This window comes from Terrabacter sp. Ter38 (assembly GCF_024519435.1).
Lineage (GTDB): Bacteria > Actinomycetota > Actinomycetes > Actinomycetales > Dermatophilaceae > Terrabacter.
On sequence record NZ_JALJRZ010000005.1, the window covers coordinates 99,273 to 113,358 of the forward strand.

At 70.2% G+C, this 14,086-nt stretch carries 11 protein-coding genes; 1 reads left to right on the forward strand and 10 read right to left on the reverse strand.

Annotation, left to right across the window (positions count from 1 at the left end; genetic code table 11):
- Positions 1-52: 52 nt before the first annotated feature.
- From NR112_RS12180 to mdlC, 3 genes are read right to left on the reverse strand one after another with little or no spacing between them, the layout of a single operon-like run.
- Positions 53-1,906, reverse strand: a complete 1,854-nt coding sequence (locus tag NR112_RS12180; RefSeq protein WP_256794594.1) for an iron ABC transporter permease — start codon at positions 1,904-1,906, stop codon at positions 53-55.
- Positions 1,903-3,036, reverse strand: coding sequence for an ABC transporter ATP-binding protein (locus NR112_RS12185; protein WP_256794595.1), 1,134 nt, complete (start codon positions 3,034-3,036; stop codon positions 1,903-1,905). Before NR112_RS12185 ends, NR112_RS12180 begins: the two co-directional genes overlap by 4 nt.
- A gap of 35 nt (positions 3,037-3,071) precedes the next feature.
- Positions 3,072-4,658 (reverse strand): benzoylformate decarboxylase, encoded by a 1,587-nt coding sequence (mdlC, locus tag NR112_RS12190; protein WP_256794596.1) that lies wholly within the window; start codon positions 4,656-4,658, stop codon positions 3,072-3,074.
- Positions 4,659-4,784: 126 nt separating this feature from the next.
- Between mdlC and NR112_RS12195 the strand changes: the two genes are divergently transcribed.
- Positions 4,785-5,693 carry a LysR family transcriptional regulator gene (locus tag NR112_RS12195; RefSeq protein WP_256794597.1) on the forward strand — a complete coding sequence of 303 codons (909 nt, stop codon included), beginning with the start codon at positions 4,785-4,787 and terminating at the stop codon, positions 5,691-5,693.
- Between the two features lie 35 nt (positions 5,694-5,728).
- Here NR112_RS12195 and NR112_RS12200 read toward each other — a convergent pair whose 3' ends face one another.
- The 7 genes from NR112_RS12200 to NR112_RS12230 form a co-directional block, all read right to left on the reverse strand.
- The gene (locus NR112_RS12200; protein WP_256794598.1) at positions 5,729-6,481 is read right to left on the reverse strand and encodes an IclR family transcriptional regulator; all 753 of its coding nucleotides are present in this window, start codon (positions 6,479-6,481) and stop codon (positions 5,729-5,731) included.
- A gap of 129 nt (positions 6,482-6,610) precedes the next feature.
- Positions 6,611-8,068, reverse strand: coding sequence for a benzaldehyde dehydrogenase (locus NR112_RS12205; protein WP_256794599.1), 1,458 nt, complete (start codon positions 8,066-8,068; stop codon positions 6,611-6,613).
- Positions 8,069-8,077: 9 nt separating this feature from the next.
- Complete coding sequence (locus tag NR112_RS12210) at positions 8,078-8,899, reverse strand: enoyl-CoA hydratase/isomerase family protein (protein ID WP_256794600.1); 822 nt, start codon at positions 8,897-8,899, stop codon at positions 8,078-8,080.
- An 81-nt stretch (positions 8,900-8,980) separates the two neighbouring features.
- Positions 8,981-10,231 carry a CaiB/BaiF CoA-transferase family protein gene (locus NR112_RS12215; RefSeq protein WP_256794601.1) on the reverse strand — a complete coding sequence of 417 codons (1,251 nt, stop codon included), beginning with the start codon at positions 10,229-10,231 and terminating at the stop codon, positions 8,981-8,983.
- Complete coding sequence (locus NR112_RS12220) at positions 10,228-11,400, reverse strand: citramalate synthase (protein ID WP_256794602.1); 1,173 nt, start codon at positions 11,398-11,400, stop codon at positions 10,228-10,230. The genes NR112_RS12215 and NR112_RS12220 overlap by 4 nt, the downstream gene beginning before the upstream one ends.
- A complete protein-coding gene (locus NR112_RS12225) occupies positions 11,397-12,866 on the reverse strand; it encodes an MmgE/PrpD family protein (protein ID WP_256794603.1) in 1,470 nt (489 codons plus the stop codon). The genes NR112_RS12220 and NR112_RS12225 overlap by 4 nt, the downstream gene beginning before the upstream one ends.
- Before the next feature lie 17 nt (positions 12,867-12,883).
- Positions 12,884-14,068: an acyl-CoA dehydrogenase family protein gene (locus NR112_RS12230; RefSeq protein ID WP_256794604.1), complete on the reverse strand. Its 1,185-nt coding sequence runs from the start codon at positions 14,066-14,068 to the stop codon at positions 12,884-12,886.
- Positions 14,069-14,086 lie beyond the last annotated feature (18 nt).

Here is a 14,086-nt window from a genome sequence, read left to right on the forward strand (position 1 = left end):
AGCACGTGTTGCCGCCGGCGGTTGCCGTCGGCCGGGGGTCGCGGGTCGCGGGTCAGAGAGAGTTGGTGCCCGCGTCAGAGGCCTCAGTGAGCTGTTTGCGCTTCGTGTCGCGCCCGCCGATGAGCTGCGCGGTGATGGCGAGCGCGGCGATGACGAGGACGAAGAGCAGGCTGATCGAGGCTGCCGTCGTCGTCTGTCCATTCTCGAACTGGTCGAAGACGAGGATGGAGAGGATCCGGGTGTCGGAGGTGAAGAGGAACAGGGACGCGGACAGTTCGCGCATGGCGAGCATGAGCAGCAGGAGGACCGTCGAGACGATGCCGACGCGCATGAGCGGGACAGTGACGTGGAGGATCGCGCGGCCACGGCGCGCCCCGAGCATGACTGCGCTGTCTTCCAAGTCGCCGTGCAGCTGGAGCATGGAGGCCGAGATCGAGCGGTAGCCCTGCGGGAGGGCGACGGCCATGCAGGCGATCCCGAGGATGACGAGGGTCCCGTAGACCGGGAGCGGCAGGCTCAGCCAGGTCCAGAGGATCCCCATGCCGAGCACGATCGAAGGGATCGCCAGCGGCCCCATGGCGACCTGCTCCAGGAGGCTGCCGAGCCGGCTGGGCGTGCGGTACCGGATGTACGAGGAGGTGAAAGCCAGCACCGTGCCGGCGAGGGCGGCACCGATGGCGACCACGACGGAGTTGGCCAGCGACGATTGGAAGTCCGGCGCGTTGGCGACGTCGACGATGCGCTCGAGGGAGAGGCCCCCGCCCTCGAAGAGCTGCGACATGCTCGTCAGGTACGGCGAACCCTGGGTGGCACCGAGCAGCAGCGCGAGCGTCGGGAGCGCTGCCGACAGGGTGAAGTACACCATCGCGAAGATCGTTGCGGGCCAGCGCCACCGGCGGAGCGGCACCTGCCGCGGTCGCGCGCCCTTACCGGTGAGGGTGGTGAACTTGCGGCGGTTGACGAACCACTGTTGGCCAAGGGTCACGAGGATGAGCCCGGCGGTGAGCAGTATCGCGATGCCGGCCGCGGCGTTGGCCTCCGCGGGCCCGGCGCCCATCAGCTGGAAGATGTAGGTCGGCAGCGTCTCGATGTCGGCCGGATTGCCGAGGACCGCGGCGACCGGGAAGTTCTCCATGCTCAGCGCGAACACGAGGATGCCCGACCCGAGCAGCGCCGGCATCGCGAGGGGCACCGTCACGGTGCGGAACATGCGCCCGAGGGAGGCGCCGTGCACGGCGGCGGCCTCCTCCAGGTCGGCGTTCATCATCGAGAGCGAGCTGTGCACCAGCATGAAGACGTACGGCGCGTAGAACAGCCCCAGGACGAAGATGAGCCCACCGATGCTGTAGATGTCGAGTCGCAGGTCCAGTCCGAGGTCGGCCAGCAGCACATTGATGTACCCCGCGCTCGGTGACCCGAGCAGCGACCACGCGAGGGCGCCGACCAGCGCCGGCACGAAGACCGGCGCCATGCCGATGAAGAAGATCAGGCGGCGCCACGGAGCGTCGGTCCGGGCGCAGATGAAAGCGAGCACCGCGCCGATGACGAGCGCGAGCACGGCGGCGCCTGCCCCGATGACGAGGGAGTTGACCAGGCCTCGCGTCGCCTCCGGGGTGGCGAGGCGAGCGAGGTTGTCGAGCGTGAACGACCCCAAGCCCGTGTTGCCCGGGCGCGGCACCTCCGTGGCGAGGGCAGCGATGAGCACGAGGATCATCGGGGCGATGACGAGCACCGCGAGGATCGCGAGGATGACGGAGGCCGGCCCCTCCCGTCGCAGGATCCGCCGGGTCCGCCGGGTCGCACCTCGAGTCGTCGGGCTGCTTTGCGGGGGACCAGCAGACGACGTGGCCGCCGTACCCGCCGTCGCCATCCCGGCGGTGTCGGGTCGGTTGTCGACCTGGGTCATGCCGCCACCCCCTCACCTGACGCGTCGGACACGTCATGGGTGACCTCGGCGGGCAGGATCTGGACGTTCTCCGGCGCGACCGACACGTAGACCCGGTCCCCGATCGCGTACGGCGTGCTGCCCTTTGCCGGCGAGAAGACGTCGAGGTCTGCCCCGCCGTCGAGCGTCACGGTGTAGCGCACGCTCGCGCCCTGGAAGCTGGTGACGGCGATCGAGCCGGCGAACTCGCCTCCGTCGCCCCGGGTGGGGGTCGACGAGATGACGAGGTCCTCCGATCTGACGCACACCCTGAGGTCGCCGGCGGGCAGGCTGCGCTGACGCGTGGGCACCGTCGTCCCGGATGAGGTCACGGTGGCGACCACGTAGCCGTCGGAGCCGGTTCGGGCGGTGCAGTCGAGGACGTTGGAGACTCCGAGGAAGTAGGCGATCGAGGCGCTGGCCGGCCCGTGGTAGATGTCGGTCGGCCCGCCGATCTGCACGATCCGGCCGCCCTGCATGAGGGCGATGCGGTCAGCGAGAGCGAAGGCCTCCTGCTGGTCGTGGGTGACGTAGACCGTCGTGAGCCCGAGCTGGAGCTGGATCTCGCGCAGCTCGACCCGCAGCCGGTCGCGCAGGCGCGCATCGAGGTTGGAAAGCGGCTCGTCAAGCATGAGGACGGACGGGCGCATGACGAGCGACCGCGCCAAGGCCACTCGCTGCATCTGGCCACCGGACAGCAGGCTGGCTCCCCGCTGGGCGAAGTCGCTGAGCCCAACGAGTTCGAGGACCTCGTCGACGCGTGACCTGACCTCGGACGAGGGAAGCTTCTGGACCTTGAGGGCGTACGCGACGTTCTGGAAGACGGTCATGTGCGGCCACACCGCGTACGACTGGAAAACCATGCCCACGTTGCGCTTGTTGGGCGGCAGGCTGATCCCGCGTTCGGCGTCGAAGACGACCGTGTCGCCGATGGTGATCCGTCCGGACGTCGGCTCCTCAAGCCCCGCGATGCACCGCATGGTGCTCGTCTTGCCGCACCCCGACTTGCCCAGCAGGACGACAGATTCCCCCTCGCCGATCTTGAGGTTGAGGTTGTCGATCGCCGTGAACTTGCCATAGCGCAGATGCAGGTTCTCGATGGTGATCTTCATGGTGGTTTCCTTGCTCTCCAGACGACCTGTTGCCGTCAGTCGAAGTACGTGATGGCCTCGATGAGGACCGGTGACGTGCCGGCGAAGGCCTTGGTCAGGGCGTTGGCGAGGTCGTCCACGTTGTCCACGCGCTCGCTCGGCACGTCGTAGCCTTCGGCGAGCCGGGTGAAGGAGATGCCGGGCACGTCGAGCCCGGGGGTCTCGCCCGTGTCGAGGTGACGGGTGAAGCGGCGCAGCGCACCGTAGGTGCCGTTGTTGAGGATGACGAAGATGACGGGAACGTGGTATCGCGCCGCCGTCCACAGGGCGGTGATGCCGAAGTTCGCCGAGCCGTCGCCGATCGTCGCCACCACTCGCCGCTCGGGGTGCGCGAGCTGGACCCCGACCGCTGCCGGCAGTCCGAAGCCCAGACCGCCGGACGCGGGGGAGTAGAACGAGCCGGGCTCGACCATCCGCGCGTGCTGCCAGAACGACTGCGCCGTCGAGGTGGACTCGTTGACGTAGACGACGTCGTCGGGAGCCGCCGCCGCGATGGTGGCGAAGACCGTGTCGGGATGCATGGCTCCGACCCGGTCTGCCCCGCGCACGACCGCCGGTCGGCGCGCCGCCGCGGTGGCGTCCTGGCCGCGGTGCCCGACGACCTCGGCCAGCGCCGACAACGTCGCCCCGACCGGAGCCAGGTAACCGTCGCCGAAGGGGGCGCGGGCGATCTCGGAGGGGTCGCCCGAGACCTGCAGCACACAGATGCCCGGGGGGAGGTAGGCGCCGGGACGGTGGTGGTGGTAGCGGAAGACCGGGGCCCCGACGACGAGCACGAGGTCGTGCCCCTCGAAGGCTTCGCGTACGGACGTGACGTCGGCGGGCAGCACCCCGAGGAACCCCGGGTGGGTGGTCGGGAACGGGCAACGGGCGGGAGACGGCGCGATCCACACCGGCGCCCCGAGGGCCTCCGCCACCCGGACCGCGGCCTCGTTGGCCCGCTCCGCATCGACGTCGGGGCCGAGCACGAGCACGGGGCGCTCCGCCGCCTCGAGGCGCACCAACAGGTCGTTCAGCATCTCGTCCGAGGGCCGCACGTCGGACACGACGTGGCGTTGCGTCAGGTGGCTGGTCTCCGCGGGCGCCGGCTTGTCCCAGTCGTCGTACGGGACCGAGACGTACACCGGGCCGGGCGCGGGGAGGCTCGCCAGGTGGATGGCCTGGCTCAGCGTGCGCGGCACGTCGTCGGCGCACAGGGGCTCGGCGCTCCACTTGGTGAGCGGACGGGTCAGGAGCGACGCGTCGACGTTTGCCAGCATCACCTCCTGGCCCACCGTGGCGCGCACCTGCTGACCGGCGGTGATCACCAGGGGCGACTTGGAGTAGACCGAGTTGGTCAGGACGCCCATACCGTTGCCAGTCCCCGCCGCCGCGTGCAGGTTGACGAATGCCGCGTGCCCGGTGGCCTGCGCAAAACCGTCGGCCATCGCGACGGCGGCGCCCTCGTGCAGGGCGAGCACGTAGTCGAAGTCCTCCGGGAAGTCCTTGAGGAACAGCAGCTCGTTGGAGCCAGGATTACCGAAGACGGTGGTGAGTCCATGGCGCCGCAGCAGCTCGAACGTCGCTTCACGAACGGTGGCCATGGTGCTCTCGCTCCTTCGGGACCCGGTCGTCGTCGACCAGGTGCTTTTCTCGAAGGTAGGGCGCGCGGGACATTCAATCCAATCGATTCTGTTCATGCTTATATAGACCGGGTCTATGATTGAACGATGGCGCAGTACGACGTGGGCATGGTCCGTGTCTTCGTGACGGTGTACGAGACGCTCAGCGTCACGACGGCCGCCGAGCGTCTCTTCCTCACGCAGCCATCGGTCAGCTACGCGCTCGGCAAGCTGCGGCGGCTCTTCGGCGACGAGCTCTTCGTGCGTCGGGGCCACCGGCTCGTGCCGACACGGCGCGCGGAGCTGCTCTACCCCCGCCTGAGGGAGCTCCTCGATGGGCTCGACAGCGCGATGGGTGCCAGCGAGGCCTTCGAGCCGGCCACGTCGCGACGCACCTTCACCATCATGCTCAGCGACGTGGGCGTCACGGGCCTGCTGCCACGCGTCGTGGCGGCCATGCACGAGCAGTCCCCCTCGGCGAGGCTCTGGGTGGGCGCCCTCCGTGTCACACAGGCCTCCGACGCCCTGCGCATGGGCACTGTTGACGCCGTCGTGTGCACGCCCCAGCTCGAGGGGGACGACCTCGTGCGGGACTTCCTCTTCTCCCAGCCGTACCTGGGCATGTGCCGCACCGACCACCCGCGCATCGGGCCGCGCCCCAGCCGCGCTGAGTACGAGGCCGAGCAGCACGTCGCGGTCGCGGCGACGACCGGGCATGGCGTGGTGGCATCGAGCGTGCGAGAGCACGGGATCGTCCGCGACGTGGCCCTCACCCTGCCCAGCTTCACCGGGATCACGAATATCCTGAGGGTCACCGACTATCTCGGTTTCGCGCCGGGCAGCTATGCCGAGCGCTTCTCCGACCGTGGTGAGGTGCGCGCCTTCGAGCTGCCCTTCCCCGTGCCTGCGTCAGCGGTCTCCGCGTACACGATGCGCCGCAGCATCCGCTCCCCGGAGGTCGAGTGGTTCCGGGGGCTGCTGCGCTCGACACTCGGGGAGCAGCAGGACGGCGCCTGACGGCACACCTCAGGCAGCCGCCGGTGGCGGTGCGCTCAACCGTCGGCCGCGAGATCGTGCGAGATGGCCCGGGCCGTGGCCCGCACCCGCGGCACGATGTCCTGCGGGTCCGGTATCCGGGACTCGGGGAAGGCCACCGCGATGCTCGCGACGATCACGCCCTCGGGCCCGAGGACCGGCGCGGCGACCGACGTGCGGCCGGGAAGCCCGTCGTCGCGGGACACCCCGACGCCGGTCTGCCGGATCTCGGCGAGCTGGGCCCGCAGCCGTGGCAGCAGGGCGGCGAGGTTGGGGTCCTCCTCCGCGTCTCGGCACAGTGCGTCCCAGGCCTCGGGACTGTGCGCGAGCAGCACGCGCCCGCCGCCGGTCCGGTGCAGTGGCAGCCGGCGCGTCGCCCTCGTCGACCCCGGCGTCGCCTTCACGCGGGTGATCCGGTCGGAGAAGATCCCGTCGCTGCCATCCCGGACGCCGAGGTAGACGGTCCCCCTCGTGGCCACGTGGAGGTTGACGAGATAGGGCTGAGCGAGCTCCCTGAGCCGCCGCACCTGGGGGGCGCCGATGCCGAGCCGCCAGATGCGCGAACCCAGGCGGTAGCGTCCGTGCGACAGTCGCTCGACGCCCTCCCACTTGACGAGGGCAGCGAGCATCCGGTGCACCGTCGCCGGTGGCAGCCCGGTGCGCTCGCAGATGCCGGCCACCGTGAGCTCCGCCCCGCCGGCGAAGCAGTCGAGGATGTCGAACGCGCGGCCGAGCACCGAGCGCCGGCTCTCCTCGTGACCGTCCGCCACGGTCACCCTCCCTTCGGACCTGCGGGGACCGCGCAGGCGCCGCGGACGCGCGGCTTGGACCGATGGACCCCGCACCCATGCAACCACCTGCGAGCGGGTGCGTGCCACGACTCCCTCGTCCAGGGTGAGTCAGAAGGGGTAATGCTCGATCTCGGGCTTCACGGTGACCCACTGCGTCTCGGTGAACGCCTCGATGTTCGCGGTCGCGCCACCGAAGCGCGAGCCGGTGCCCGAGGCACCGACACCGCCCATCGGTGCGTACGCCTCGTCGCCGACGGTCTGTTCGTTGATGTGGACCTTGCCGGCATCGACGCGGTCGGCAAGTCGCATTGCCGCGCCGACGTCGCCGAGAATCCCCACCGCGAGGCCGTACTCGCTCGCGTTGACGAGGTCGGCAACCTCGTCGACGTCGTCGAAGGGCAGGATCGGCGCCACGGGCCCGAAGATCTCCTGTGTCCACGCCGGCATGGTGGCATCGAGCTCCGTCAGGACCGTGGGCCGGTAGAGCAGGCCCTCGTGCCTGCCCCCGGCCCTGACCCGCGCACCCGCGCGCACCGACTCCGCGACGATCGCGTCGATCCCGGCGAGCTGCCCTTCGTCGATGACCGGGCCGAGCTGGACGTCCTGCCTGAAGGGGTCGCCTACGCGCAGGGCGTCGGCACGCTCGGCCAGCCGGGTGGCATACGCCTCGTACACGTCGCGGTGCACAAGGTGCCGCCCGGTCGCCATGCAGATCTGCCCCTGGTGCAGGAAGGACCCGAAGGCGCCGGCCGAGGTGGCGAGCTCGATGTCCGCTCCCGGCAGGACGACGAGGGCGTTGTTGCCGCCGAGCTCGAGGTGGGCCCGTTTGAGCAGGCGGGCCGCGGCCTCACCCACGCGCCGCCCTGCCGCAGTGGAGCCGGTGAAGGAGATCACGCGGACCTCCGGGGCGGTCACGACAGCCTCCCCCACGTCACCGGCACCGGGGAGCAGGTGGAGCCCACCACTGGGGAGGCCGGCCTCCTCGAACACCCGTTGCAGGACCACACCTCCGCTGACCGAGGTACGCGGATCCGGTTTGAGCAGAACGGAGTTGCCCAGCCCGAGCGCGGGCGCCACGGAGCGGATGGCGAGTGTCAGGGGGAAGTTGAAAGGGGCGATGACCGACACGACGCCGACAGGCCGACGGCGTGCGAAGGACCAGCGGTCGCTGTTGGTCGCGAGCACCTCGCCTGCAGGGTGGGTCGGCAGGGCGGCGGCCTCGAGGCACTCGGCCCGGGCGGCCGCGATCTCTCGATCCGCCTTGAGGCGTGTCCCGCCGGACTCGCGCACCAGCCAGTCGGAGATCTCGTCGGCGTGCTCGCCGAACAGCTCGGCGGCCCGCCGCAGCACGGTTGCCCGGGTCTGCGGTGTCGCCCGCGCCCACGGGCGCTGCGCCCGAGCGGCCTCCGTCGCGGCAGCACGCACCTGGGCCGGCGTCGCATGACCCACGGTGCCCAGGGTGAGGCCGGTTGCGGGCTCGCGGACGTCATGGCTTCCGCCGTCACCAGTCAGCCACCCCCCGCTGTGGATGCGGCCGGCCCAGAGCCCTGGATCGAGGAAGTTCATCATGCCCCCTCAGCGGTTCGTCCACGCCGGCGCGCGCTTCTCGAGAAAGGCCCGCACGCCCTCGACCCGGTCCTCGCTGAGATACGGGTTGGGGCCGACATTGAGCCGCAGTGCGCTCGCCAGCGGCAGTCCCCAGCTCTTCGTCGCCATCTCCTTGTAACGGCGCAGCGACACCGGCGAGTTGGCGAGGATCTCGTCGACGTACCTCTGGACCTCCTCGGCGAAGACCTCGCGGGGCACGACGCGGTTGACCAGCCCCAGCTGCTGCGCCTCCTCGACCGGGATGGTTCGCGCGGTGTAGAGCAGGTCCATGGCCACCGCCCGCGGGACGAGCCGTGGGAGCAGAACAGACCCCAGGTTGGCGCCCATGCCGCGGCGCGCCTCGGTGAGGCCGATCGTGGCTCCCGCCACGGCGATGCGCACGTCGGCGGAGAGCACGATCTCGCACCCGCCGGCGATGGCGTGACCGTTGATGGCGGCGATGACGGGCTTGTACGTCTCGAGCATGACCTCGAAGAGCGCTCGATGGCGGCCGGTCATCGGGACGTGGATCTGCTTGCCGGAGCGGGCGATCGAGTCCATCTCCTTCATGTCCCCACCGGCACAGAAGGCCTTGTCGCCCGTGCCTGTGATGACGACCGCATAGACGTCGGGGTCCTCGCCCGCCTCGACGAAGGCCTCGGTCAGCTGCTCGACCGTACGCCGCGACATGGCGTTGCGACGGTGAGGACGGTTGATCGTGATCCAGGCGGCGTGACCGCGGACCTCGTAGAGGACGTCCTGGTCGTCGGACGTGGTGTCCGCCGACGCGGGCTCCGGGGTGGCACTCATCGTTGCTCCTTTGATGGTCGTGGCGACGTGTCGACGTGTCGAGGTGTTGACGTGGTGGGTGGGCGCCGGGGGCGAGACGCGTCAGGCGAGAACGGCGGGGAAGGCGGGCGAGGGCGCGGTGTCGAAGGGGCGCGCGACGGCGCCGTCGTCGACGAGGGCGTCGATCTCGTCGTCGGTTCGCCCGAGGGCACGCAGCACCTCGACGGTGTCCTCCCCGAGGCAGGGCGGGGCCTTGGTCAGGGGGACGTACTCGCCGTCGAAGGTCGCGGGCAGGTTGACGACCTCGAGGTCGGCGACCTGCGCGTGCGGCAGGGCCTGCAGCATGCCGAGAGCGCGCACCTGCTCGTCCTCGTAGACCATGTCGACGGTGTTGACCGGTGAGTGCGGGACGCCTGCGGCGGCGAGCCGGGCGGTCAGCGCGGCCAGGGTGAAACGGGAGGTCCGCTCCCCGAGGGTGTCCTGGACGAGGCGCCGGTTGCGCACTCGGTCGGGGTTGGTCGCGAAACCCTCGCGGCCAGCCAGGTCGAGGGAGTCGATGGCGCCGAGCAGCCGGTGAAAGATGTCGTTGTTCCCGGCCGAGACGAAGATGTGCCCGTCGGACGTCGGGAACGCGCCGTAGGGGACGACGCCCCGGAAGCCCGACCCCAGGCGCGTGGGCGGAGGGTTGCCTGCTGCCGCCCCGATGAGCGGAGAGGTGATCCAGGTCAGCGCCGTCTGCAGCAGGGAGTTCTGCACGTGACATCCGACTCCGGTCTGGTCCCGGCGTCGCAGCGCTTCGAGCGCAGAGATCGCCATCCACATGCCGGTACCCATGTCGAGCAGCGATACCGGGACCCGGGAGGGCTCACCGCCGTCCTCGCCCGTCATCGACACGATCCCGGAGTAGGCCTGCAGCAGCGGGTCGTATGCCGGTTGCTGGGCCCGTGGTCCCTGGTGCCCGTAACCCGACATCTCGCAGTAGACCAGACGTGGGTTCAGCTCGTGCAGGTACTCCCACGTGAAGCCCGCCTTGGCGAGCGCGCCCGGACGGAGGTTCTGGATGAGCACGTCCGCATCCCGGAGCAGGTCGACGAGAACCGCTCGGCCAGACTCGGTCTTGTAGTCGAGGACGATGGACTTCTTGTTGCGGTTGAACGACATGAAGGCGATCGACTCGCCGTGCCAGGCCGGTGGGGCCCAGTGTCGCGTGTCGTCGCCCGCTGGGCGTTCGACCTTGATCACCTCGGCGCCGAGGTCCCCCAGGATCTGGCCTCCGAAGGGAGCCGCGACCGAGGTGCTGATCTCGATGACGCGAAGGCCGCGGAGCGAGCCGGGGTGCTGCGGCGCGGTCATGCTGGTCCGCCTTCTCTCGTCAGTCCTGCCTGCCCGAGACGCACGGCGTCCTCGAACTCGTCTCGTGCGTCTGAGGTGATGGGCTGTCTCCAGGGGGCGATGGCCCCCTCGTAGGCCAGGGGCCCGACCAGGAAGTGCTGCGCCTCGTCGAACGTCTCGATGAACGGCATGTCCATGGCGTAGACGTCCGCGCCGTGGGGCCGGGGCCCGGCCTTGGAGACGTGCCCCCAGAGCTCGTGACCGACGACGACCTCGGCGAGCAGCGCCGCCTCGATGAGGGCGCGCAGGTCGATGCCCGTGTCGATGCCCTCGCTCTCGAGGAAGTGGACGAAGTCCTCGGTCGGGATCATGCGCGTCGCGCGTCCGTTTCCGCAGTAGGGGCAGCCACCCATGCCGCCGATGGCGGTGTCGACGACGAGGGTGTGGCGCTCGTCGAGCTCGCACAGCGCCGCGTAGGCGCTGAGCGGGGCCATGGCCCGAGCGTTGTGGAGGTGCACCTGGAAGTGCCGGATGTCGGGCCAGGTTGCGAGCACGCGCCGGATCTGAGAGCGCATGGCAGAGGGCGTGTTCCAGCTCATGGGGTCGCCGAAGTGGATCCGGGTGACGGGCACGCCGGCGGCTGCCCACGCGTCGATCTGCAGCTGCAGCACCTCCATGCGCCGGGCCTCATCGATCTCACCGGTCCAGTTGGAGCCCCAACATGCGTTGACGGACACCTGCGCGTCCTCGGCACCGGCCTCGGACGCACGACGCACGACTCCGGGCAACGCCTCGATCTCCTCCTGCATCGTGCGCGCCGTGTTGCGCTGGACGAACACGTCGTCGAGGTGGATGCGGCTCTGCCCGATGCGAGGGTCGGGCGGAGTGATCTTGGGCGCGAAGGCCGCCCGTCGTTCGACACCCTTGGCGTTCAGCGCAAGCGCCGTGTAGCGCACCCCTGGCGCCGGAGTGAAGCCCTCAACCACCTCTTCGACGTGAGCCATCTGCGGCACCCACTTCGGCGAGACGAACGACCCGACGACGATCGTCCGCAGTCCCGTCCTCGACAGAGCGTCGAGAAGACGGATCTTGGCCTCGACCGGGATGCCCGCGCTCTCGATCTGCATGCCCTCGCGCATGCCCTCCTCGACGATCTCGACACGTGGGTGCGAGCGGGGTGGGGTCGTCATGGGCGGGGCTCCTTCTCTGACAGGGTTGGGGTGACAGGACGTTCGTCGCGCCAGAGGTTGCGCGCGAGTGCGGGTCCGACGTCCTCGACAGGGCCTCCGGCCACGAGCGCGGTCAGGGTTTCGAGGAGCCGAGTGGCGTCGTCGCGGGACCAGCCTCCCGTCGCGCAGCAGTCGTCGAACTTGTCGAACAGTTCGGCGTCGGTGAGGGGAGCACGGGCATCGCCACGGGTCACGTCCACCCGCTCCACCTCGCGGCGACCGTTGCGGTCGACGACCTCGACGACGGCGTACCCACCGGCTGTTCCGCCCGGACCCGTCGGCGGCTCGGCAAGCTCCGAGACCACGACCCGGTGCATGAGCGTGCGGACCTCCGGGTCCGTGAACGCCGGGTCGACGAAGTCCGCCAGACGCACCGGGCCCCGGACGAGCGCCGAGGCGACGGCGTACTCGAGGCTGAACTTCGCCGCGGTAGCGGACTCAGGTGGGAAGGGCACGAGCGCCGTGGTCCCCCGCGGGTGCACGGTGACGCGGATCGTCTCGACGGCCGCGGGGTCGACCCGGGACCGCAGCGCCAGCGCGGCGTCAATGCCTCGGTGCGTGCCGTAGCAAGCCGGGTAGCTCTTGAGTCCCCAGTCGTTTGGCCACGTCTCGGCCCAGTGCTCGAGGCGCTCGGCGAGCGTCTCGCCCGGGTCACCGACCGGCGCGAGGTCGGGGTCCCCGTAGCGGTCGAAGAACCCGTCGCGCGCCTCGAGCTCGTCAGGGTTCGCTGTGAAGCCGGCCTCGGCGAGCTCGACGGCCATGACGGCATCCCGTGCGGCGCAGCCGGCGTGCAAGGGTTTGGTCATGGACCCGAAGTTGGGCCGGGACCCGGCGACCTGGGAGGAGACGATCCCGAGAGCGTGCCGGGCTGTGCCCGTGGACCCTCCGACCAGTCGGACGATGGCGGCCACGGCCGCGAGTCGGCCGACGGTGGCCGTCGTGTGCCAGCCCCGGGCGTAGTGAACGTGCTGGGGCAGCAGCTCGGCCACCGCTCGGAAGGTCGCTGCGCCCACGTCGTAGGCCTCGACGATCCGTCGCCCGTCGAGGCCGCGGTCCTCGGCAACGGCCACGAGTGCCGGCATGAGCACGGCACTCGGGTGCATCGGTGTGTTCGGCGAGATGTCGTCGTAGTCGAGCTGGTGGGCGGCCGTCCCGTTGAGCAGGGCTGCGTGGGAGACGCTCGCGGCCCTGCCCGTGGTCCAGACGCTGGCTCGGCCGGCCGAGCCCTGGCGCGCGGCCCAGGCCTGGAGCACCTGCTCGGCCGGCTCGCCCGTCGAGGCGATGGCGACCCCGACGGTGTCGACGAGGGCGCGCGTCACGGCGGCCGCGTGGTCCGAGATCGCGGCCGTCCCGCCCGTGGCGAAACGGGCGAGGACCTGGGTCAGACCGACCTGCTGCTCCGCCGGGGTCGACGCCGTTGCGCTCATGGGTGCTCCTGGACTGTTCAGAAGGACTTGGGCAGGCCGAGCGTGCCGTGGGCGATGCCGGCCAGGACGAGGTTGTTGGAGATCGGCGCCGTCGAGGGGAGCCGCGCCTCGCGCCACTTCCGCTCGATGCCGTACTCCTCGGCGGCGGCGTAGCCGCCGAAGGTGTCGAAGGCCGCCTGCGCCGCGTTCCACAGCGCCTGCGATGCGAGCAGCTTCGCCGCGCCCACCTCGAAGCGGGGGTTCTCGCCGGCGGCATACATCTCGGCGGCTCGCCAGCGCATCAACGACGCGGCCTGCAGCTCGGCGTAGGCCTGCGCGATCGGGAACTGGACGCCCTGGTTCTGCCCGATGGGGCGGCCGAAGACCTCGCGCTCGTTCGCATACTGGACGGCGCGGTCGAGCAGGTAGAAGCCGGCCCCGATGTATTCCGACGTCACGATGACACGCTCGGAGTTCATGCCGGAGAGGATGACCTTGAAGCCGTGGTGCTCGTCACCGATGCGGTTCGCGACCGGCACCCGGAGGTCCTGGATGGCGAGCTCGTTCGTCTCGTGGTTGACCATGGTGCGGATCGGCGTGGCGACGATCGTGCCGTCAGCGATGGCCTGGCGCAGGTCGACGAGCAGCACGGTGAAGCCGTCGGAGGGCTTGGTGGAGTCCTCCCGCTTCTTGGTGCGTGTGAGCAGGAGAAGCAGGTCGGAGTGCTGGATCCGGGAGATGAAGATCTTCTGGCCGTTGACGACGTACTCGTCGCCCTCACGCCGTGCGAAGGTGCGGATGCGCGTCGTGTCGGAGCCGGCGTCGGGCTCGGTGACGCCGAAGGACTGCAGGCGCAGCTCACCCGAGGCGATCTTGGGCAGGAACCGCTGCTTCTGCTCGTCCGACCCGTGGCGCAGCAGGGCGCCCATCGTGTACATGCCCGCCCGCGCGGCACCCGCGTGGCACCCGTTGCGCTCGAGCTGCTCGAGCACGACGGCGGCGTCGCGGATATCGGCACCGCCACCGCCGTACTCCTCGGGGATGAGCATGCTCATCCAGCCGGCGTCGTAGAGGGTGTCGACGAACTTCTCCGGGTACTCGTGCTTGGCGTCCAGCTCACGCCAGTAGTCGTTGTCGAACGGCGTGCACAGGCCGTCGATGGCCTCGCGGATGGCCACCTGCTCGTCGGTGAGGCTGAAGGCCGAGGACTCGATGACGCTCATGGGACCCTCTCAGGGGAT

What these genes read in the sequence shown, in the direction of transcription:
- NR112_RS12180 (WP_256794594.1), bottom strand. Translation starts at nt 1,906, where the DNA reads ATGACCCAGGTCGACAACCGACCCGACACCGCCGGGATGGCGACGGCG.
- NR112_RS12185 (WP_256794595.1), bottom strand. Translation starts at nt 3,036, where the DNA reads ATGAAGATCACCATCGAGAACCTGCATCTGCGCTATGGCAAGTTCACG.
- mdlC (WP_256794596.1), bottom strand. Translation starts at nt 4,658, where the DNA reads ATGGCCACCGTTCGTGAAGCGACGTTCGAGCTGCTGCGGCGCCATGGA.
- NR112_RS12195 (WP_256794597.1), top strand. Translation starts at nt 4,785, where the DNA reads ATGGCGCAGTACGACGTGGGCATGGTCCGTGTCTTCGTGACGGTGTAC.
- NR112_RS12205 (WP_256794599.1), bottom strand. Translation starts at nt 8,068, where the DNA reads ATGAACTTCCTCGATCCAGGGCTCTGGGCCGGCCGCATCCACAGCGGG.
- NR112_RS12210 (WP_256794600.1), bottom strand. Translation starts at nt 8,899, where the DNA reads ATGAGTGCCACCCCGGAGCCCGCGTCGGCGGACACCACGTCCGACGAC.
- NR112_RS12215 (WP_256794601.1), bottom strand. Translation starts at nt 10,231, where the DNA reads ATGACCGCGCCGCAGCACCCCGGCTCGCTCCGCGGCCTTCGCGTCATC.
- NR112_RS12220 (WP_256794602.1), bottom strand. Translation starts at nt 11,400, where the DNA reads ATGACGACCCCACCCCGCTCGCACCCACGTGTCGAGATCGTCGAGGAG.
- NR112_RS12225 (WP_256794603.1), bottom strand. Translation starts at nt 12,866, where the DNA reads ATGAGCGCAACGGCGTCGACCCCGGCGGAGCAGCAGGTCGGTCTGACC.
- NR112_RS12230 (WP_256794604.1), bottom strand. Translation starts at nt 14,068, where the DNA reads ATGAGCGTCATCGAGTCCTCGGCCTTCAGCCTCACCGACGAGCAGGTG.